Annotated in this window: 20 protein-coding genes; 9 read left to right on the top strand and 11 right to left on the bottom strand. The window is 56.9% G+C overall.

Annotated elements, in window-relative coordinates:
- The first annotated feature begins 71 nt into the window (after positions 1–71).
- Positions 72–3,701, top strand: a complete 3,630-nt coding sequence (gene putA / locus NLU14_RS00520) for a bifunctional proline dehydrogenase/L-glutamate gamma-semialdehyde dehydrogenase PutA (protein ID WP_275704197.1) — start codon at positions 72–74, stop codon at positions 3,699–3,701.
- 50 nt (positions 3,702–3,751) lie between these two features.
- On the opposite strand, the gene NLU14_RS00525 is transcribed toward putA, so the two are convergent.
- Both NLU14_RS00525 and NLU14_RS00530 read right to left on the bottom strand, forming a co-directional pair.
- Entirely contained in the window at positions 3,752–4,396 is a 645-nt protein-coding gene (locus NLU14_RS00525; RefSeq protein WP_275704198.1) for a DsbA family oxidoreductase, read from the bottom strand.
- Between the two features lie 39 nt (positions 4,397–4,435).
- Positions 4,436–5,134, bottom strand: coding sequence for a pseudouridine synthase (locus NLU14_RS00530; RefSeq protein ID WP_275704199.1), 699 nt, complete (start codon positions 5,132–5,134; stop codon positions 4,436–4,438).
- Positions 5,135–5,207: 73 nt separating this feature from the next.
- Here NLU14_RS00530 and mtgA point away from each other — a divergent pair, with 73 nt between their 5' ends.
- Together mtgA and NLU14_RS00540 are read left to right on the top strand one after the other, a co-directional pair.
- Positions 5,208–5,909, top strand: coding sequence for a monofunctional biosynthetic peptidoglycan transglycosylase (gene mtgA / locus NLU14_RS00535; protein WP_420845020.1), 702 nt, complete (start codon positions 5,208–5,210; stop codon positions 5,907–5,909).
- 48 nt (positions 5,910–5,957) lie between these two features.
- Positions 5,958–6,587: a LysE family translocator gene (locus NLU14_RS00540; RefSeq protein ID WP_275704201.1), complete on the top strand. Its 630-nt coding sequence runs from the start codon at positions 5,958–5,960 to the stop codon at positions 6,585–6,587.
- Positions 6,588–6,592: 5 nt separating this feature from the next.
- Here the strand turns inward: NLU14_RS00540 and NLU14_RS00545 are convergent, their stop codons facing one another.
- Positions 6,593–7,294 carry a lytic transglycosylase domain-containing protein gene (locus tag NLU14_RS00545; RefSeq protein WP_275704202.1) on the bottom strand — a complete coding sequence of 234 codons (702 nt, stop codon included), beginning with the start codon at positions 7,292–7,294 and terminating at the stop codon, positions 6,593–6,595.
- Positions 7,295–7,478: 184 nt separating this feature from the next.
- On the opposite strand from NLU14_RS00545, the gene NLU14_RS00550 reads away from it, so the two are divergent.
- The 3 genes from NLU14_RS00550 (at position 7,479) to NLU14_RS00560 (ending at position 9,558) form a co-directional block, all read left to right on the top strand.
- The gene (locus NLU14_RS00550) at positions 7,479–7,994 is read left to right on the top strand and encodes a shikimate kinase (RefSeq protein ID WP_275704203.1); all 516 of its coding nucleotides are present in this window, start codon (positions 7,479–7,481) and stop codon (positions 7,992–7,994) included.
- Positions 7,995–8,047: 53 nt separating this feature from the next.
- Positions 8,048–8,527: a sll1863 family stress response protein gene (locus NLU14_RS00555; protein WP_275704204.1), complete on the top strand. Its 480-nt coding sequence runs from the start codon at positions 8,048–8,050 to the stop codon at positions 8,525–8,527.
- A gap of 137 nt (positions 8,528–8,664) precedes the next feature.
- A complete protein-coding gene (locus tag NLU14_RS00560) occupies positions 8,665–9,558 on the top strand; it encodes a DMT family transporter (RefSeq protein ID WP_275704205.1) in 894 nt (297 codons plus the stop codon).
- Here the strand turns inward: NLU14_RS00560 and NLU14_RS00565 are convergent.
- The 7 genes from NLU14_RS00565 to NLU14_RS00590 form a co-directional block, all read right to left on the bottom strand.
- On the bottom strand, positions 9,555–10,298 hold the full coding sequence (locus tag NLU14_RS00565; protein WP_275704206.1) for a maleate cis-trans isomerase family protein: 744 nt from the start codon (positions 10,296–10,298) through the stop codon (positions 9,555–9,557). The genes NLU14_RS00560 and NLU14_RS00565 overlap by 4 nt on opposite strands.
- Before the next feature lie 94 nt (positions 10,299–10,392).
- Positions 10,393–12,111, bottom strand: coding sequence for a bifunctional protein-serine/threonine kinase/phosphatase (locus NLU14_RS00570; protein WP_275704207.1), 1,719 nt, complete (start codon positions 12,109–12,111; stop codon positions 10,393–10,395).
- Between the two features lie 64 nt (positions 12,112–12,175).
- Positions 12,176–13,018: a formate/nitrite transporter family protein gene (locus tag NLU14_RS00575; RefSeq protein ID WP_275704208.1), complete on the bottom strand. Its 843-nt coding sequence runs from the start codon at positions 13,016–13,018 to the stop codon at positions 12,176–12,178.
- Between the two features lie 432 nt (positions 13,019–13,450).
- Complete coding sequence (locus tag NLU14_RS23080; protein ID WP_420845012.1) at positions 13,451–13,669, bottom strand: zinc-ribbon domain-containing protein; 219 nt, start codon at positions 13,667–13,669, stop codon at positions 13,451–13,453.
- Positions 13,670–13,756: 87 nt separating this feature from the next.
- On the bottom strand, positions 13,757–14,215 hold the full coding sequence (locus NLU14_RS00580) for a DUF4112 domain-containing protein (RefSeq protein WP_275704209.1): 459 nt from the start codon (positions 14,213–14,215) through the stop codon (positions 13,757–13,759).
- Between the two features lie 13 nt (positions 14,216–14,228).
- A complete protein-coding gene (locus tag NLU14_RS00585) occupies positions 14,229–14,936 on the bottom strand; it encodes a DUF3581 family protein (protein WP_275704210.1) in 708 nt (235 codons plus the stop codon).
- Positions 14,937–15,101: 165 nt separating this feature from the next.
- Positions 15,102–15,386 carry an Rdx family protein gene (locus tag NLU14_RS00590; protein ID WP_275704211.1) on the bottom strand — a complete coding sequence of 95 codons (285 nt, stop codon included), beginning with the start codon at positions 15,384–15,386 and terminating at the stop codon, positions 15,102–15,104.
- A gap of 163 nt (positions 15,387–15,549) precedes the next feature.
- Here NLU14_RS00590 and NLU14_RS00595 point away from each other — a divergent pair, with 163 nt between their 5' ends.
- The 3 genes from NLU14_RS00595 (at position 15,550) to NLU14_RS00605 (ending at position 18,243) form a co-directional block, all read left to right on the top strand.
- Positions 15,550–16,335, top strand: a complete 786-nt coding sequence (locus NLU14_RS00595; protein ID WP_275704212.1) for a substrate-binding periplasmic protein — start codon at positions 15,550–15,552, stop codon at positions 16,333–16,335.
- Between the two features lie 105 nt (positions 16,336–16,440).
- Positions 16,441–17,163, top strand: a complete 723-nt coding sequence (locus tag NLU14_RS00600; protein ID WP_275704213.1) for a flagellar motor protein MotA — start codon at positions 16,441–16,443, stop codon at positions 17,161–17,163.
- A gap of 12 nt (positions 17,164–17,175) precedes the next feature.
- Positions 17,176–18,243 (top strand): peptidoglycan -binding protein, encoded by a 1,068-nt coding sequence (locus NLU14_RS00605; RefSeq protein WP_275704214.1) that lies wholly within the window; start codon positions 17,176–17,178, stop codon positions 18,241–18,243.
- Positions 18,244–18,251: 8 nt separating this feature from the next.
- Here NLU14_RS00605 and NLU14_RS00610 read toward each other — a convergent pair whose 3' ends face one another.
- Positions 18,252–18,917 (bottom strand): AbiTii domain-containing protein, encoded by a 666-nt coding sequence (locus tag NLU14_RS00610; RefSeq protein WP_275704215.1) that lies wholly within the window; start codon positions 18,915–18,917, stop codon positions 18,252–18,254.
- Positions 18,918–19,105: the final 188 nt, after the last annotated feature.

The raw sequence follows: 19,105 nt of genomic DNA on the forward strand, positions 1-19,105 counted from the left end.
TTTTACAGTCAAATAGTCTTTGTCGTTCCCGGTAGAATGCGGGAAAGACAAACAACTGAGAGGGTTCAACCATGAGACCGCAGCAGTCAGAGACTCCTACACTTGTCGACAGCCGGCAGGCCATCCGCAGCTATTACCTGGCGGACGAACACAAGGTGATTAGTGAGATGATTGCTGGCGCCCAGTTGACCCGGGCCGAGCGCGATGCCATCTCCGCCCGCGCCGCTGACCTGGTGCGCAGCGTCCGCAAGAACGCCAAGTCCACCATCATGGAAAAATTCCTGGCGGAATACGGCCTCACCACCAAAGAGGGCGTGGCATTGATGTGCCTGGCAGAAGCGCTTTTGCGCGTGCCGGACAATATGACCATCCATGAACTGATCGAAGACAAGATCACCTCTGGTGCCTGGGGCACCCACGTAGGCCGGGCATCGTCACCGCTGATCAATACGGCGACCGTGGCGTTGCTGATGACCAGCAACCTGCTCAAGGATTCAGAGCGCCACAGTGTGGGCGATACGCTGCGCAAGCTGCTCAAACGGTTTGGCGAGCCGGTGATTCGCACGGTTGCCGGTCAGGCCATGAAGGAAATGGGCCGCCAGTTTGTGCTGGGCCGTGATATCGACGAAGCCCAGGACGAAGCCAAAGAGTACATGGCCAAGGGCTACACCTACTCCTACGACATGCTGGGCGAGGCCGCCCGCACCGACGATGACGCCAAGCGTTACTACGACTCCTATTCCAACGCCATCGACAGCATTGCCAAGGCCTGCAAGGGCGATGTGCGCAAGAATCCGGGTATTTCCGTCAAGTTGTCCGCCCTGTTGGCCCGCTATGAGTACGGCAACAAGGAGCGGGTGATGAACGAACTGCTCCCCCGTGCCAGGGAGCTGGTGAAGAAAGCCGCTGCCGCCAACATGGGCTTCAACATTGATGCCGAGGAGCAGGACCGGCTCGACCTCTCCCTGGACGTGATTGAGGCCCTGGTGGCTGATCCGGAACTGGCGAACTGGGACGGCTTTGGTGTGGTGGTGCAGGCCTACGGCAAGCGTTCGTCGTTTACTCTGGACTGGCTGTACGGCCTGGCCGAAAAATACGACCGCCGCTTTATGGTTCGCCTGGTCAAGGGTGCCTATTGGGATGCCGAGATCAAGCGCGCCCAGGTTATGGGGCTGAGTGGATTCCCGGTGTTTACCCGTAAGGCCTGCAGCGACGTTTCGTTCCTGTCCTGTGCCACCAAGCTACTGAACATGACAGACAGGATCTACCCGCAGTTCGCTACCCACAATGCCCATTCGGTATCGGCAGTGCTTGAGTTGGCCAAGTCAAAAGGCGTGGATAACTACGAGTTCCAGCGACTGCATGGCATGGGCGAATCGCTCCATAACGAAGTTCTGAAATCCAGTGGTGTGCCCTGCCGGATATACGCGCCGGTTGGCCCCCATAAGGATTTGCTGGCGTACCTGGTTCGCCGCCTGCTGGAGAACGGCGCCAACAGCTCCTTCGTGAACCAGATTGTGGACAAGCGAATTACGCCGGAAGAGATTGCCAGGGACCCGATAGACTCGGTCGAGGAGATGGGTGATAACATTTCCAGCAAAGCGATCGTGCATCCCTACAAAATCTTCGGTGACCAGCGTCGCAACTCCAAGGGTTGGGATATTACCGATCCGGTTACGATCGCGGAAATCGACAAGGGCCGTGACGCCTATCGTGATTATCGCTGGAAAGGCGGGCCGATCATCGCCGGTGAAGTGGCCGGTGCGGAAGTCCAGATGGTTCGCAACCCGGCTGATCCGGAAGACACCGTGGGTCACGTTACCCAGGCCTCCGAGGAGGATGTGAACACAGCAATCACGGCCGCTCAGGAAGGCTTCAAGGCCTGGTCGGCCCGGTCCGTCGACGAGCGGGCGGAATATCTTCGCAAGGTTGCTGACCTGTACGAGGAAAACGCCTACGAACTGTTTGCATTGGCCACCCGGGAAGCCGGGAAATCGCTGCTCGATGGCGTTGCCGAGATCCGCGAAGCGGTGGATTTTGCCCAGTTTTATGCCAACGAAGGCATTCGCTACAAGGACAGTGGCGAGGCGCGCGGGGCCGTGGTGTGTATTTCACCCTGGAACTTCCCGCTGGCGATCTTCACCGGCCAGATACTGGCCAACCTGGTGGCTGGCAACACGGTACTGGCCAAGCCCGCTGAACAAAGTTCGCTGCTGGCGGCCCGGGCGGTAGAGCTGATGCACGAGGCAGGCATTCCCAAGGACGTAATCCAGTTGCTGCCGGGTACCGGTGCCACCGTGGGCGGGGCGCTGACGTCCGATTCGCGGGTTGCCGGGGTTTGCTTCACCGGTTCTACCGCAACGGCACAGCGCATCGATAAGAACATGAGCGAGAACATGGTGCCTGACGCCACCCTGGTGGCGGAAACCGGCGGCCTGAATGCCATGATCGTGGATTCCACCGCGCTGCCGGAGCAGGTGGTCCGTGATGTTCTGGCGTCCTCCTTCCAGAGCGCCGGCCAGCGCTGTTCTGCGCTACGCATGTTGTATGTGCAGAAAGACATCGCCGATAATCTGCTGGAAATGCTTTATGGCGCGATGGACGAGTTGGGCGTGGGCGATCCGTGGTTGCTGTCAACGGATGTTGGCCCGGTTATTGATGAAACGGCCAGGAAGAAAATTGCCGACCACTGTGACAAGTACGAAGCCAAGGGCCGGCTGATGAAAAAAGTGCCGGTTCCCGAGAAAGGCAATTTTGTCTCCCCGGCCGTTATCAGTGTCACTGGCATTGAAGAGCTGGAAGAGGAAATCTTCGGCCCGGTGTTGCACGTGGCCACGTTTGCGGCGAAGGACATCGACAAGGTGGTTGATAACATCAACGCCAAGGGCTATGGCCTGACCTTCGGTGTCCATAGCCGTGTCGACCGCCGGGTTGATCGGATTTCCAACCGCATCAAGGTAGGCAACATTTATGTAAACCGGAACCAGATCGGCGCCATTGTCGGTTCACAGCCGTTTGGGGGCGAAGGTCTTTCCGGTACCGGTCCCAAAGCCGGTGGTCCCCAGTACGTGCGCCGCTTCCTGAAGGGTGAAACCGTTCAACGGCCAGCGGATTCCGGTGCCAAAGCGGTGGACATCAAAAAACTCGAAGGGCTCATCGGCAAAGTGGCTGGTGTGAAAGCGCCTGCGCCGGAGCCGAGGGTTGAGGCGATGAAGCCGATCTTTGGCGAAGTGCCGGCACCGCTTGATGCCCATGTTGAAGAGTTGCCGGGCCCGACCGGCGAGTTGAACCGCCTGAGCAATCACGCCCGTGGCGTGGTGCTTTGCCTCGGTCCGGACAGGGAGACGGCGCTGGAGCAGGCCTCAATGGCGTTGGCGCAGGGCAACAAGGTAGTCGTTGTTGCGCCGGGTATTCAGGACACGGTAGACCTTGCCGCCAAGGCTGGCCTGCCGATCGTGGGTATTGAAGGGCTGTTGGAGCCGGAGGCGCTGGCACAGGCGCGTGGTTTCCATGCGGTGGTGAGCTGCGCCGAGCAACCCTTGCTGAAGGAATATCGCCTGGCCCTGGCCAAGCGAGAGGGCGCACTGCTTCCGCTGATTACCGAGCACAAGCTCGACCAGCGGTTCGTGATTGAGCGCCACCTGTGTGTGGACACCACCGCCGCAGGCGGTAACGCCAGCCTGATCGCGGCTTCCGAGTAAAGTCCGTCCGCCGTGCAACCCCCAGGCAAGGGGGTTGTCTCGGCCCCCACCTAGGCGGATTCGGCTATTTCCCGAAAGGCTTTGACCAGTGTCTCCGGTTCCTGCGCGCCAGAGATCAGGTATTGCTGGTTGACGATGTACGCGGGAACTGCTGACACGCCAGCCTGCTGATACTTTGCCTCATCCTCCCGCACGGCATCTGCATATCGGTCCGATGCCAGCACCTCACGTGCTTTGTCCCCATCCAGACCAATGGCTTCGATGCAATGGATCAGCGCATCCGGGTTTGAGATATTCTCGGCGCGGCCGAAATAGGCCTCGAAAAACGCCATTTTCATCTCGGTCTGCTTACCCTGTTCACCGGCCCATTTCACCAGCCTGTGTGCATCGAAGGTGTTGCGGGTATGGCGTTCCTGGAGTTTCTCGAAGTTCAGCCCCAGTCCCTTGGCAACTTCCATCATCTGCGCCTGATTGGCTCTCATCTCATCCTCGCTGCGGCCGTATTTGCGGCTCAGCGCAGGCAGGATAGGCTCGCCGTCGCCGGACGGGTCCGGGTTCAGCTCAAAGGCGTGCCACTCAACGGTGAATTCCAGGTCGCTTTTCAGCGCCTCCATGGCCTTTTCCAGGCGGGCGTAACCAATGGCACACCAAGGGCAGGCGATGTCGGAAACGATGTCGATGGTTAATGTGGTCATGGTTGCTCCGTGAAGGGTGGCATGGCTGGTATCAGAATATCAGGCATACAGGGAAAGTGTCTCTTCCCGGGTCAGCGTCCGGTATTCTCCGGGCGCAAGTTGGCTGTCCAGGCTGATTTCGCCCACGCGTTCCCGGTGCAGTGAGGTTACCCGGTTTCCCGTCGCATGAAACATCCGCTTGATCTGGTGATAGCGGCCCTCATAGATGGTCACTCTGGACTCGTTGGCCCCCATTGGTTCGAGGTGGGCGGGAGAGGTCGTCAGTTGTTCGTATTCAAACCAGATGCCTGCCGCAAAGCGTTCAATGGTATCGGCTGTAATCGCGTTCATGGTGGTGACCCGATACACCTTGGGAATCTTAACCCTGGGTTCCGTGAGCTGGCGTGACCAGACGCCGTCATTGGTCAGTATCAACAAACCGGTACTCGCCCGGTCAAGCCGCCCGGCGATATGCAGGTCTTTTTGCAGGCCGGGATCGATCAGTTCCATTACGGTTTTGTGAACATCATCCACCGTGGCGCTGAGGTATCCGGCCGGTTTATGTAGCATCAGATAATGGGCCTGCTCACCTTGCTGGATGACCCTTCCGCGGCTGACCACAGTGGCAAAACGGTCTATTTCCCGCGATGCCTCCTGGCAAACAACGCCATCCACCGTCACCATGCAGGCGGCGATCAGTGCGTTGGCCTGTTTGCGGCTGACACCGTTTTGATTACTGAGAATTCGGGAAAGCTTCATAAGGGCAATGTTATAGTCTCTTCGGACTTCCTCCGTTCCAATGACAAACCCACAACCGGTTGATAATAGCACTGTGGCCAGACGTTCCCTGATCCGAAAATTCATGCGCACACTTGCCTGGGCCCTGGCCGGGATTTTGCTGCTCGTTATTGCTCTGATTGTACTGTTCCGGTTCGTGAATCCACCCACGTCCGCCTTTATGCTTGGGCATCTGCTATCGGGCTCACCCTACGAGCTGAGGCAGGAGTGGGTAAGGCTGGATGATATATCACCTTGGATGCCGCTGGCAGTGGTGGCCAGCGAGGACCAGCGCTTTCCTCACCACCAGGGGGTGGATTTTGGCGCCATTCGCAAGGCATTGGCGGAGTACCAGGCGGGCCAGGGATTAAGGGGCGCCAGCACCATCACGCAGCAGACCGCAAAGAACCTGTTCCTGTGGAACGGGCGCAGTTTTGTGCGAAAGGCCCTGGAGGCGGGGTTGGCACTGGGTATTGATGCGTTCTGGCCCAAGCGACGGATCATCGAGGTGTACCTGAATATTGCCGAGTTTGGTCCCGGGGTTTATGGCGTTGGGGCCGCCAGCCGGATCTATTTCGGCATTCCAGCCAGCCGGTTGTCCCAAAGCCAGTCTGCAAGGCTTGCGGCCGTTCTTCCCAACCCGAAAGTGCTCAGCGCTGCGAACCCCTCTGCCTATGTGTGGGAGAGGGTTGCGTGGATTCGCGGGCAGATGGCGCAACTTTCCGGATTGCGTTATCTTCACGGATTGTATAATTAAGGGCTTTGCTTCCTTACAACGGATCCCTTTCAACGTAAGAGTTTATCTGTGTTGTCACTGAACCTGGCTTTGTTGTCCGCTTTCATCCCAACGTTCTTCGTGGTGTCCATTACGCCGGGTATGTGTATGACCCTGGCATTGTCACTGGGTATCACCATTGGCGTAAGACGGGCGCTGTGGATGATGGCAGGGGAGCTGGTTGGTGTGGCCCTGGTGGCTACCGCCGCAGCGGTGGGCGTGGCGACCTTTATGTTGAAATACCCGACAGCGTTCGCCATGTTCAAGTATGCGGGCGGTGCCTATCTTGCCTGGCTGGGCATCCAGATGTGGCGGTCACGGGGCAAAATGGCAATGCCGGAAGAGGATACGGGGCCCGTTGAAAGCTCACGCTTGCAACTGGCACTCCAGGGTTTTGTCACCGCCATTGCCAACCCCAAAGGCTGGGCCTTTTTCATCGCGCTGCTGCCGCCGTTTATCGACAGCAAACTGCCGATGGCACCGCAACTGACCGCCCTTATCCTGATTATCCTGGGCCTGGAATTCCTTTGCCTGCAGCTCTATGCCCATGGAGGCAAGACTTTGCGCAAAGCTCTTAAGCAGGGGGGTGGCGTCCGTACCGTCAACCGCGTAGCGGGTAGTTTGATGGTGCTGGTTGGCGCCTGGTTGGCGTTTGGTTAGGCCTGTCAGTTACTGGCATATCGCTCGTGAAGGATGCCCACGCGCTCTACATAGGCACGGGTTTCGGCGTAGGGGGGGATGCCGCCATGGCGTCCAATGGCGCCCGGGCCGGCATTATAGGCGGCGGTGGCCAGTTTGATATCACCGTCAAAGCGCTTGAGCATGCGGGCCAGGTAATTGACCCCGCCACGGATGTTTTCCGGGGCGACCATGGCATCACGAACGCCCAGCTCTTTTGCAGTGCCGGGCATAAGCTGCATCAGACCCTGGGCGCCCTTGGGTGACAGGGCCTTGTCATTGAACGCGGACTCGGCGTGGATGACGGCCCGCACCAGTGCCGGGTCGACATTGAATTCGCTGGCAGCGGTCTTGATTTCGTCGTGGTAGGGTTTCAGGAACAGGGGGGTGGTGCGCCAGTTCACGTTGGAGTCCGGGTCGCAGGCGTAGCAGTGAAAGCGGATGACATCGAAATCCGCACTGGCGGGCTGGATACCGCTGTAGGCAACCACGCCGTTGTCGTCGGTGTAACGGTAAACCACCTCATCCTTTGTCGACGCGCGTTTTTTGCTGCTCCCCTTAACATTGGTGTATTCCACCGTGCCATCCGGGTGCACAATGCGTTTGACGCTATCCGACATCACTGGCACGGAGAAGGCCAGAAGCAGAATTGTCAGTAATGAAGCGAAAAGGGTTTTGCCGCTTGTCATTGTTCACTCTTTGAACGGGTAACCAAGGATCGGCTGCCTGTCATCAAGCCGCCACACACGCGATTATACGGGGTTGCGCCGGTGAAAAAAGCGCAAGGTTTGTCGGAAAAGTGTTACTTTTCTCAGTATAGCTGGCTAGTTCTCACTATTTGCAGGTTTTGGAGATAAGGTGCGTACAAATAAAATGTCGAGCAACGTTGTGCTCATCGGTATGCCAGGCAGTGGTAAAAGCACGGTTGGAGTGTTACTTGCGAAGCGCCTGGGGCTGGGGTTTATTGATACCGACCTGTTGATCCAGGAGGAAGCCGGCCGTACCTTACAGGAAATTGTTGATGGTGATGGCTACCAGGCGCTGAGACGAATCGAAGAGCAGGTATTGCTCAAGCTGGATGTGCAGCGCCAGGTGATATCCACTGGGGGCAGCGCTGTCTACAGCGAGCCTGCGATGGCCCATCTGAAAACCGGTGGTGTTGTGGTATTTCTGGATATTCCGCTGGAGGTCGTGCTTGAGCGCATTGGTGATTACAGCGGGCGGGGTATTTCACGGCGTCCGGATCAGTCGCTGGAAGAGCTGTTTGCCGAACGTTTCGAGCTCTATTCCCATGTTGCGGATATAGCCATTGATTGTGTTGGCAGAAATCAGGAGGGCGTTTGCGATGCGGTTCTGGCAGCACTGGCACGAGCCCGGGAAGCACGTTGAAGCCCGTCAGCGAGAATTGCTATCGTTCATCAAATACACTCGGGAGAACTCCGATGGTTTTCAAACAGCTTGGTTATTCGCTGACGCTCATTCTGGCCCTTGGTATGCCCGGTTCCCTGTATGCGGAGTCGTCTGAAGACTCGTCGGTTGAGTCTTTGAAAAAGGAAACCCGGGAGCTCGGCCAGGCCCTGGAAGAGTTTGGCGCGGACCAGAAAGCCGAGGCGGAAGCGGCCATTGAAAATACACTTTCGGCCCTGGACAAGCGCATTGATACGCTTCAGCAGGAATTGGACCAGAACTGGGACGACATGAGTGACAAGGCCCGCGAACGTTCAAGAAAGAGCCTGGAGTCCCTGCGGGAACAGCGGGAACGGGTGCAGAACTGGTATGAGGAACTCCAGACAAGTTCATCCTCCGCCTGGGAGCGAGCCAAGCAGGGCTTCTCGAATGCCTATGAGGCACTCTCCGAGCAGTGGAGCGAGACTGAACGCAAACTGACAGATGAGTCCGACAAAGAGAAGGATAGCATCTGACCTGCTCTGCCAGGGACAGTAAAAATCGGTTATGACCAACTGTACTGGTCGTTAATCCGGTTTACTGTATCTGTTTTGTTTGCCAGTCACTGTTTACAGTAGGCAGACTCACACACGTTTGCCTCGCGGTTAACCGTATGCCTCAGATCTTCTATTCGTTCTTCGTGCCCGCCCTGTTCGTCTGGTTGTGGAGCACCGGTTTCATCGGCGCCAAGTACGGATTGCCGTTTGCCGAGCCTTTTACACTCTTGCTGATACGCATGCTGTTCACACTCGTGTTGCTTAGCGTGCTCGCCTGGTTAATGAAAACCCGTTGGCCTGGATGGCGTGGTGCCGGGCATCTGGCGGTGACCGGTTTGCTGGTGCACGGTTGTTATCTTGGTGGGGTTTACTACGCCATCCAGGGCGGAATGCCGTCGGGGATTGTGTCGCTTATCGTTGGTTTGCAGCCGCTGGTGACCTCAGCGGTTGCGATCCTGGTGCTGAAAGAAAGTGTTTCGGCTCGCCAATGGTTGGGCCTTGCTTTTGGACTGGTAGGGGTAAGCCTGGTGCTGATGGAGAAGTTCGGTGCCGGAACAGCCACCTCTGGCTTTCCTCTGTGGACGCTCCTATGGGCGGCGCTTTCTCTCGGCGGTATATCTCTGGGTACCGTATATCAGAAGCGCAATGGCACCCAGGCAGATCTTGTGGCGGGCACTTTTATTCAGTACAGCGCTGCGGCCACGTTTTTTGCGGTTGGCGCATTTGCCTTCGAAACCCGTGAGGTGGAATGGGCAATGCCGCTGATAGGATCGATGATCTGGCTGGTTTTCGGCGTTTCGATCGGCGCCATCCTGTTGTTGATGTGGCTGATTCGCCGTGGCGCGGCCTCACAGGTGGCCAGTCTTTTCTACCTGGTGCCTCCGGTCACAGCGTTGGAAGCCTACTGGCTCTTCGATGAAAGACTGGGCGTGCTTGCGATGATCGGGGGTGCCATCTCCATCACCGGGGTTGCACTGGTGGTGACCCAGCGCAAGCAGGCAGGGCACTAGTTCCAGGGGTTCATCCGGAACAGGGTGCCCAGGCCTGGTTGCGGGATGAGCTTGCCGCATAACCGCAACCCTTCCCAGAAGCTGACCTGGTTGGCGGTCAGCACTGGCTTCCCTGCGGCTACCTCCAGATCTTCCAGCCACGCTGCGGAATGCAGGGCCGTATCGGGCACCAGCAGTGCATCTGCATCCGGGTGGTTGTTGTCCGTTGCAAACCTCAGTACGGCCGCTTTATCCAGCGTGCCCACCTCTGCCGCGGTAATAATGCCATGGCTGGCAATCTGCACCACCTCGATATCAAAGTGTTCCAGAAACGCCTTGAACAACAGGGCAATGTCCTGAGGATACGTGGCCGCGATGGCAACGCGTTTGGCATTGATCGCTGCAATGGCCCGTGCAAAGGCCATGGCGGTGGTGGAGGCTGGAATATGGAGCGCGTTTTCCAGCGTTTCAATCTGTTCCCCGATACCGTCAATGCCCCGAACGAAGCTGGCGCTGGTAGAGGTCCAGAGAACCGCTTCCAGGTTCGCTTCCTCAAGATGTCCGGCGCCCTCGGTCAGGCGTTGCGGGCTTCCCATTTCCGTAAGGGCTTTGACAGTGTGGGCATCTTCGTGGAATGCCGTATGCACGACCGTTACCTCTGCCGCTGGCGAGACCATTTGTGCCAGTCGCGGGTAATCGTCCTCGGCCGCGTGACCGGGGTAAAGAAACGCTATACGGGCGGCAGCAATGTTCTGTTCCATGGTTGAACCCTATTAGAAGCGTGACACTGTTGGCAAGGTCGGGGGCCGGTTCCAGACAGTTTGGGGCCGATCTGGTCGTATTGAAAGCGTTACGTCATTGGCCAAGAAGATAGAGGACAACGCCGGCGAGCAGGACAGACACACCCTGCCAGAACGCAACCGGATTACGCTCCAGCAGTGGCGGGCGGGTTTTGTTGAGGTAATTCTGGTTGGGGTGCCGCAGATCGAACGTGAACTCGGACAACTCCTGGTAACGTTTGTCCGGGTTCGGATGCACAGCTTTCCTGATGGTTTCATCGATCCACGCGGGGATTTCCCGGTCGTCGTCCAGCACCGAAGCATAGTTGAGCCTGCGCATGGCGGAAGCGGTGCGGGCTTTGGCCACTTGAGTTCCATAGGGAAACCTTCCGGACAGCATGTGGTATGTGAGCACTCCCAATGAATAGAGGTCCGAGCAGGTGGTACCGGTTTCCCCCATGAAGTATTCCGGGGCCATGTAGAGTGCGGTTCCGGGGATTTCGTTTGGCTCCAGCATGGTGGCCTCCGCGATTCCGGCCACCCGTGCTGATCCGAAATCGATGATTTTCACCGTACCGTTGGTGTCTATCATGATGTTGTCGGGGCGGATGTCCTGGTGCAGGATCTCCATCCGGTGTAGCGCGTAGAGCCCCCGGGCAACCTGGGCAACGACGCCGCGTACCGTTTCCAGGTCCGGCTTCGGGTTGTCGATCAACCATTGCTTCAGGGTCTGCCCCTCAATGTATTCGGTCACCGTATAGAGGTAGTTACGCTGTCGCTTTTGCAGGCCGGCCTTGAGCACGTGGGCGCTGTTCACACGCCGTGCAATCCACTCCTCCATCAGGAACCGCTCCAGGTAGCCGGGGTCGCCCCTCAGATCAATGGAGGGAGTTTTCAGGATAACCTGAGTGTTGGTTTCCATGTCCACGGCCAGGTACACATGGCTGCGGCTGGTGGCGTGTATCTCCCGGAGTATGGTGTAACCGTCGAAGGCTTGCCGTGCTTCCAGGATGGGGAGGAAGGGTAACGCTTCCGCCTGCCGATGAAGTTCGGCGGGTTTGTGTTCTGGCAGTTGATCAACGCGGACGATCTGGACACTGAGGTTGTCGTCACTGCCGTTCTTGTAAGCGGCTTCGACCACGGTTTGGGCCGCTTCGTCCAGATTCGATGAGTACTGGTTGATGGTGCTGATCAGTTGTTGGGTCTCGGCGTATTCGTAAACGCCGTCCGTGGCCAGGATGAAAATGTCCCCCTCCTGCAGCGGCAGGGACTGGTGATCAATTTCCAACAGGGAATCCACCCCCAGGGCGCGGCTGAGGTAGTTTTCTTCTCGGGAAACCCATAGCCGATGGTCGTTGGTGAGTTGTTCCAGGGCGTTATCCCGCAGCCGGTAAATCCGGGTATCGCCCACGTGGAACAGGTACGCCGTTGAGGCCTTGATCACCAGTGCGCTCAGGGTACAGACATAACCCTTGTCTTTCTCGTACTGGTACGGCCCGTTTCGTGTCTGGGCATGGAGCCAGGAGTTGGTGGCGGTCAGTACCCGCTCGGCGGATTTGCGAACGGACCAGGCTTCCGAGGTACAGAAATAGTCATCCAGGAAGCTCTTTACTGCTGTTTCACTGGCAATCTGGCTGACATTGCTGCTGCTGATTCCGTCAGCCATGGCAAAGGCCATGCCCTTCATGCTGAGGCGCGGCTCGGCGGGCATGGCACAGCCGTGGAAGTCCTGGTTAGAGGGTTTTCGGCCCTTGTCGGAGTACTGTCCGGTGGAAACCTTCAGGCGCTTGCTCATGGTGAAATACGAAGGCCCGGCACTGCCAGGGACGGCAACAGTGCCGGGCTTTCATCCTGGTCAGTTACGCAGGCACACGGTCAGTACTGGCGCTCTTGGAGAAATTGCGCTTGGCACCGGTGCGGATGTGGGTGGTGTAGAGAGTCAGGCCGGTGAAGGCGATGCCACCAACCAGGTTACCCAGAACGGTGGGGATTTCGTTCCAGACCAGGTAATCCATCACCGAGAAGCCACCGCCAACAATTATGCCGAACGGGAACAGGAACATGTTCACAACGGAGTGCTCGAAGCCCATGAAGAAGAACAGCATGATGGGCATCCACATGGCCAGTACCTTACCGCCGACGGTGGTGGAAATCATCGCGCCAACCACTCCCAGGGAAACCATCCAGTTGCACAGCATGCCGCGGATGAAGATAGTGAACCAGCCGGCTGCACCATACTCGGCATAGCCCAGGGTTCGGGCTTCACCGACACCAGCAATTTTCTCGGCGACCGCGCCTGGTTCTGTATTGAACCCGTAAGTGAAAATAAAGGCCATCATGAAGGCGACCGTCAGTGCGCCGGCGAAGTTGCCAGCGAAAACAAGCCCCCAGTTTCTGAGGATAGTGTTTGTGGAGACGCCAGGGCGTTTGTCCAGGAGGGCAAGCGGTGTGAGCATGAACACACCGGTGAGTAGGTCAAAGCCCATCAGGTACAGCATGCAAAAGCCGACAGGGAAGAGTACGGCCCCCAGCAGAAAACTTCCCGTTTGTACCGCAACAGTGACGGCGAACACGGCCGCCAGGGCCAGAATGGCGCCAGCCATGAAGGCACGGATCAAGGTGTCGCGGGTGGACATGTGAACCTTGGATTCTCCGGCGTCCACCATCTTGGTGACGAACTCTGATGGAACTAGATAGGACATTCTTTATTACCTCATTCAACAGGGGAATTATTCCGGGGCACAAAAAAACGGCGCCCACACGAAAACCTGATTGTCAGGTTTGTGGGGACGCCGTTGTCCGGGTAGTGTTCAATGTGTGGGGCCTGTGATGACCCAACAGTCACTGGTCAATGTCACCTGTTTTAACGCAATACCCGTGCCTGAATTTTCTGTCTTTTAAAAAGTCTTTTAATATCATTAACGTAAGGTTTGGGTTGCTATGAAATGGCGGATGAGGTTCGGTACCGGGATTCGTGGGGCGAACCTGGTGTGATTCAATTTGGTGCGCGCGCAAGGTCGATGCCCCGAAAATGAACCCCTCAATCGCAACTCAGGGAAGCGGCTCACACAATGTTCAACGGAACTGGCGGGATATGTCGGCACAGGCCAGGCCCTGACCAGCCTCGCAAAGGATCACGGGGTAATTTCAGTGGTACTCCCTGCCGGGTTGGCGGGATCGTCCTCCGCAATAAGAAAGATCGCGCCTATAACAATAGCCAGGGCTGCAATCAGGACGGTTGCCGCGCCAATAATCGTTTTGAGCTTTGACGTTTGAAGGTTACCGCACTCCGGGCATTTTTTGCTTCCCGGGGGGAGGCTCTTTCCACAGTTGGAGCAAACGTTTGTCGCCATGGTGGTTATCCCGTCGGTTGTCGAGTGTGCCTGATTTCAAGGTTAAGCCTTGACGGCTGTAAGGCACAAATCCGTGATGATCCGGATTCAGAGGGCAAACACACCAATCAGTGCCGTCACTACCGAAAGAATGGCAATGATCAAAAGGAACTGCTTCCAGGGAAATGCAGGTTTTTTCTGAACGTTCAGCTCAGTTTCAAGGTGCTCACGGAGCAGTTGCACATTGCGGGCATTGGCCTTCCAGGCAAAATCGAAGGCATCGCCAATGACGGGGATAAGGCCACCAAAAAAATCGATCAGCATGTTCCTGACCATCTGCAGTTTAACGCGGGTGCTGGCGCCGGCCCGTTGTGCTTCCAGAAGTACGTACAGGGACATGAGCAGGCCGGCCAGGTCTCCAAGCACCGGAACAAGGCCAATGATAGGTTCAAAGCCGATGCGAAAGCGCGTAAACGGGATACCGATGGCGTTATCGGCCATCCGGCTGAACCGTTCAAGGCGAGCCAGGGCCGCCTGCTTATCTTCCCGGCTTATCGGTGTTGCCATGACAGCGTTTCCGTTAATCCCAGGATTTGTTCTTGAGCCTGTAGAACTCCTCGACAACCGCGTCCATTGCCTCTGCGTCGTACTCACGCAGACCACTGACAACAAGCTTCTTGGAAACCTCGCCCGCCGTCTGACCATCGGAGATCAAACGGTAATCCAGCGACACGTTGCCTCGCTTCCCGTCGGGCTTCAGTTCCGCGTTGTGTAGCTCAAGATCCGGGCGGGGCGCGTCAAGGGTATCCAGCGCCAGGCTCATGCTTTGGTACATGATCATGGGTCGGTCCGGATTGAACATCACACCTTCACTTTCCATCAACGGTTTCAGGGTGTGGGGAAAGTTCTTGCCGGACGCAGCGACATAGCAGCGAGTGAAATTTGCGATGACGGTTTCATCGTGGGTACGCTCGCCACTGCGCTCAACCTCGATGTACACCTTGCCTTTGCTGTCGTAAACGCGGATCAGGCCGTCATCGTCCTCACGAAATTCCAGCGGAACATTTTCCCCCAGCAGGCTGCGGAAATGGAAGGTCATGTTCCGGGACAGCCCGAAGTGCGCTACCAACAGGGCAAACAGCAGGTCTCCGGGAACACAGAAGCGCCGGGCATCGGGGTTGTGGATGGGGTTGAAATCACCGGCCACCTCCTTCGCAAATCGGCTGGCCTGGGTTGCACTGATCAGCACGTGTCCGTCCTGGATGGAGTGGTAGCGTTCGAGAAACATGCGTTGCCTTTTCGTTTTCGCAAATAGAGAACCCATGATAGTGGCCTGAAATGGCCTCTGCAGCAAGACACTACGAAACCAATGTCTAAGGCCCGGAGGCAAATAAAGGGTATCAGGGCCACGTTCGGGTGAAATGACGGAATAAAGCCGGGTAATTGAAGTACGTCAGCTGGAAGACACCTGGTCGGTATGGCCGAGCGAGCGATCGGGGGAAACCTCGTTGCGAACCAGTTGCTTCAATTCCCGGATGTCCGGAAACCCTCCCTTCTCCTTGCGGGACCAGATTCGCTTGCCGTTGACATGAATTTCGAAGATGCCGCCACTGCCCGGTTTGAGGGTAAGTTCGTCCAGTTCCTCTTCAAAAGTGCTGAGCAGTTCCTGGGCCATCCAGGCGGATCGCAGCATCCACTTGCAGCCTGTGCAGTAGGTGATGTAGACATTGTTTGACATGGTTTAACTCCAGTAACCGATTAATGCGGTTGATCCAGGTCGGAAAGTACAAACCGGATACGATTTGTCACAGAAATTTCGGGCATTAACCGTAATGATGGGTATATTGGCATTATTGCTCAAGGTAATTAGCCTAAACTACCATCGCTATGAGGATAGAAGCATGCCAGCCAAGCCAGGCTTTGATACCCCCGGCCCGTTGATGTTCGTCAGATTTGTACTGCAAAACCTCTTGTTGCTGGCCCTGGTGCCGGCAGCTGTTGCCGACGAAAAGCTGTATATTTTCACCGAGAACTACCCTCCTTATAATGCGTCAACCACGGGGCAGGGGTTTGCTCACAATGAAGACGACATCACCGGTATCTGCACCGATATGGTTAAGACCATGCTGGAAGGGGTTGACTACGAATATGTCATGAAAATGCGTGACTGGAGCCGGGCTTATGAATGGGTCCAGGGGCGGGAGAACCACGCCCTGTTCTGCACAGCACGGACCGATGAACGGGAAGACGAGTTTCAGTGGGTCGGGCCGCTTGCACCTATCAAGTGGACCCTGTTCGCCGCACCCGATTCCGACATCCAACTTGGCTCCCTCAATGATGCCAAACAGTACAAGATAGCCGGATATAAAGGCGATGTGATGTCGGATTACCTGGTCAGCGAGGGTTTCGATGTGATCATGAGCGTATCAGGTGAACAGAATCCACGCCGGCTGGTGCTGGGCCAGGTGGATCTCTGGGTAACCGATGGTCTTGTCGGGCCACTGGTTGCGAAGGACGAACACGATATCACCGGGCTGAAGCCGGTTCTGGTGTTTCGTGAAACGCCAATGTACCTGGCGGTGAGCAATGAAACTGATCCCGCCATTGTGGAAGACCTGCAACAAGCGCTTGACGAGGCCCGTGAGAGTGGCGCCCTCGATAGCATCACCAGCCGTTATGAACCATGAGGCGGTGGTAACAAATACTTAACGGCCAGAAGTGACGAGTATTCGGCAGTACGCCGGGGCTTGTGCTAGCTTTTAACGTGTTTCCCGACGAATGCGGTGGCGTTAATGAGCAATCCCAAGCATACCCTTTTCTGGATGACGCTGTTCCTGCTGGTTGTTGTCGTGGTTTGTGCGTTGATTCACAAACCATTGCAGGAAGCATTCATGGCGAACTGGGTGTTCAACCTGCTGATCGTATGCGTGCTCCTGATTGGCATTGTCATCACCTATCGCCAGGTATTCATACTGTTTCCTGAATTGCGTTGGATTGCCCAGTTCCGTACCGGCAATGCCGGGCTTTCCGTGCTGCAGGAACCACGCCTGCTGAAGCCATTGGCACGGCAGCTTGATGACGACGCCAAGCGTGACCGTTTCTCATTGTCCACCATGTCTTTACGCACGGTTCTGGACGGCATTCACAGCCGCATGGACGAGCAGAGGGAGATAACCCGCTATTTCATCAGTCTGCTGATCTTTCTGGGCCTGTTGGGTACTTTCTGGGGCCTGCTTGGTACCATTAATTCGGTAGGTGCCGTCATTGTGAACCTGGATATGAGCCAGGAAGATTTCGGCAAGGTCTTTGCCGGCCTTCAATCCGGGCTTCTGAAGCCGCTGGAAGGCATGGGCACGGCGTTCAGCTCATCGTTGCTGGGGCTCGGTGGTTCGCTCGTGCTGGGCTTTCTGGACATCCAGGCCGGCCACGCCCAGAACCGGTTTTACGACGGCCTGGAAGAATGGCTTACCGGTGTGACCAATCTTGTGGACCGGGTCGACGATGCTCCTCGATAGCAGGCCTGCCCCATGATCGGCTCCCGGCGTCGCTCCCGCAGTAGCATCAACGTTTGGCCCGGATACGTTGATGCCTTGTCGGCCTTGTTGATGCTGATCATCTTCATGTTGCTGATCTATGTCGTCAGCCAATTATACCTGTCGCAAACCCTGTCCGACCGGGATTCGGAACTGGCCAGGCTGAACAACCGGTTGCAGGAGATTTCAAGGCTGCTCGGGCTTGAAAAGGAGCAGACCGCCGCCCTGGAAAACGAAATGGCCGTCGTCCAGAACCAGTACAGTGACAGCCTGGCGCTGAATGATGAACTTCGCGCGGAACTGGAAGAGGAGAGGGCGCAACGCCTGGAGCAGCAATACAATGCCGAGGCCCAGGCCCTGAGGGTTGAGGATCTGCAACGGGCGGTGTCCAACGCCGAAGCGGAACTGGATGAAGAAGAGCAACTGACGGCTTCCCAGCGCGCCATTATCCAGCAGCTATCGAACCAGATCACGGCGCTGCAGGACCAACTCAGCCGCATTACCGCCGCACTGCGACTGCAGGAGGACCTGACTGCCGAGAAAGAAGCAGAGCTGGAAGAGGTGGGTAAACGACTGAATACTCTGCTGGCTGAACGGGTCAATGAACTGGAACGCTATCAGTCGGAATTCTTTGGCAGGCTGCGGGATATTCTGCAGGACAACGAGAACATCCGCATTGTCGGCGACCGCTTCCTGTTACCTTCGGAATTACTGTTTGCGTCTGGTTCCGCCAGCCTCGGGGAAGAGGGGCGGCGAGAGCTGGATAAGCTGGCAGACGTTCTGCTGGATGTTGTATCCGCCATTCCTGAGGATATCGACTGGATTCTTCGCATTGATGGGCATACCGACCGGATTCCGATCAATACGGAGGAGTTCCCTTCAAACTGGGAGCTTTCTACCGCCCGGGCAGTGGCGGTAGTGCGCTACCTGGCGTCTGAGGGGGTTCCCCAGAACCGCATGGTGGCCGCTGGCTTTGGTGAGTTCTTCCCGGTCGCGTCAGGCAGTTCCGCCGAGGCGCTGCAGCAGAACCGCCGTATCGAGATCAAACTGACGGACCGGTAGACCCGTGTTCAGCCTGTCCGCCCGAAGAAACGTTCGAAGAAGCCTGTTTCCCGTACGTCTGGCACCGGCAGGTCGGCATTTTCCTCAAGCGCCTTGCGCCAGAATCGCTCCGGATCATCCAGGTGAGCGGCCTTTTCCCGTTCCTCGGCACTGAAAGAGTTGTGGTCCCCGCCGATCCCGAGCTCCATGAGCTCCTGGGCCCAGAGATAAAGGGCGCAGCGAATAACACGCAGCAGTTTGCAGTAGCTTTCCCTGCTGATCGTAATGGCCAGTTCGGCACTCAGGTTGATCTGGGTCTGGAGTTTGGCCATTTCCTCTTTGTCGAACACGATGCGGTGGCCAGTGCCTTTCTTGCAGCTCAGGCAGGTTTTCTCCAGTGACTTGATGCCTTCCTCCATATCCCGGTGGCCGAAGTCCTGTTTCTGCTTGTCGTCAACCGGAGCCGGAATCCAGCCATACTGGGGCGAACGGGCAACGATGTGGCCGGGAACATCGCGTCGGTAGGGAGGGAGTTCGGAGGCATCACTATAGCCATCGAACTCTATTCGCATCCATGCTGCCATGGTTCGCTGGCGTAGCATCATGGCCAAAGTAATGGCCGAAGGCATGATGGCTTCAAGTAACTCCCCATTGTCCCGGAGCCGTTCGTCCAGATGGTCAACTGCTGCTGACATGGTTATTCTCCCTTCACCAGAAAGAGGGAGGCTCATGCTCCCTCTGCCTGGCTGTTGTTTTTGTCGGAAAGCTGGTCCGGCGGCAACGCCGGAAGCATTGATTAAAATTAGGTGCTATTTGCAATATCTTCCGTTGTAAAAAAGTAGCCTCTTTGTTACTGGAAGTAAGGGCTGTCCGGCAGGTATGC

The sequence above is a fragment of the Marinobacter iranensis genome, from assembly GCF_029207565.1.
Taxonomy (GTDB): Bacteria; Pseudomonadota; Gammaproteobacteria; order Pseudomonadales; family Oleiphilaceae; genus Marinobacter; species Marinobacter iranensis.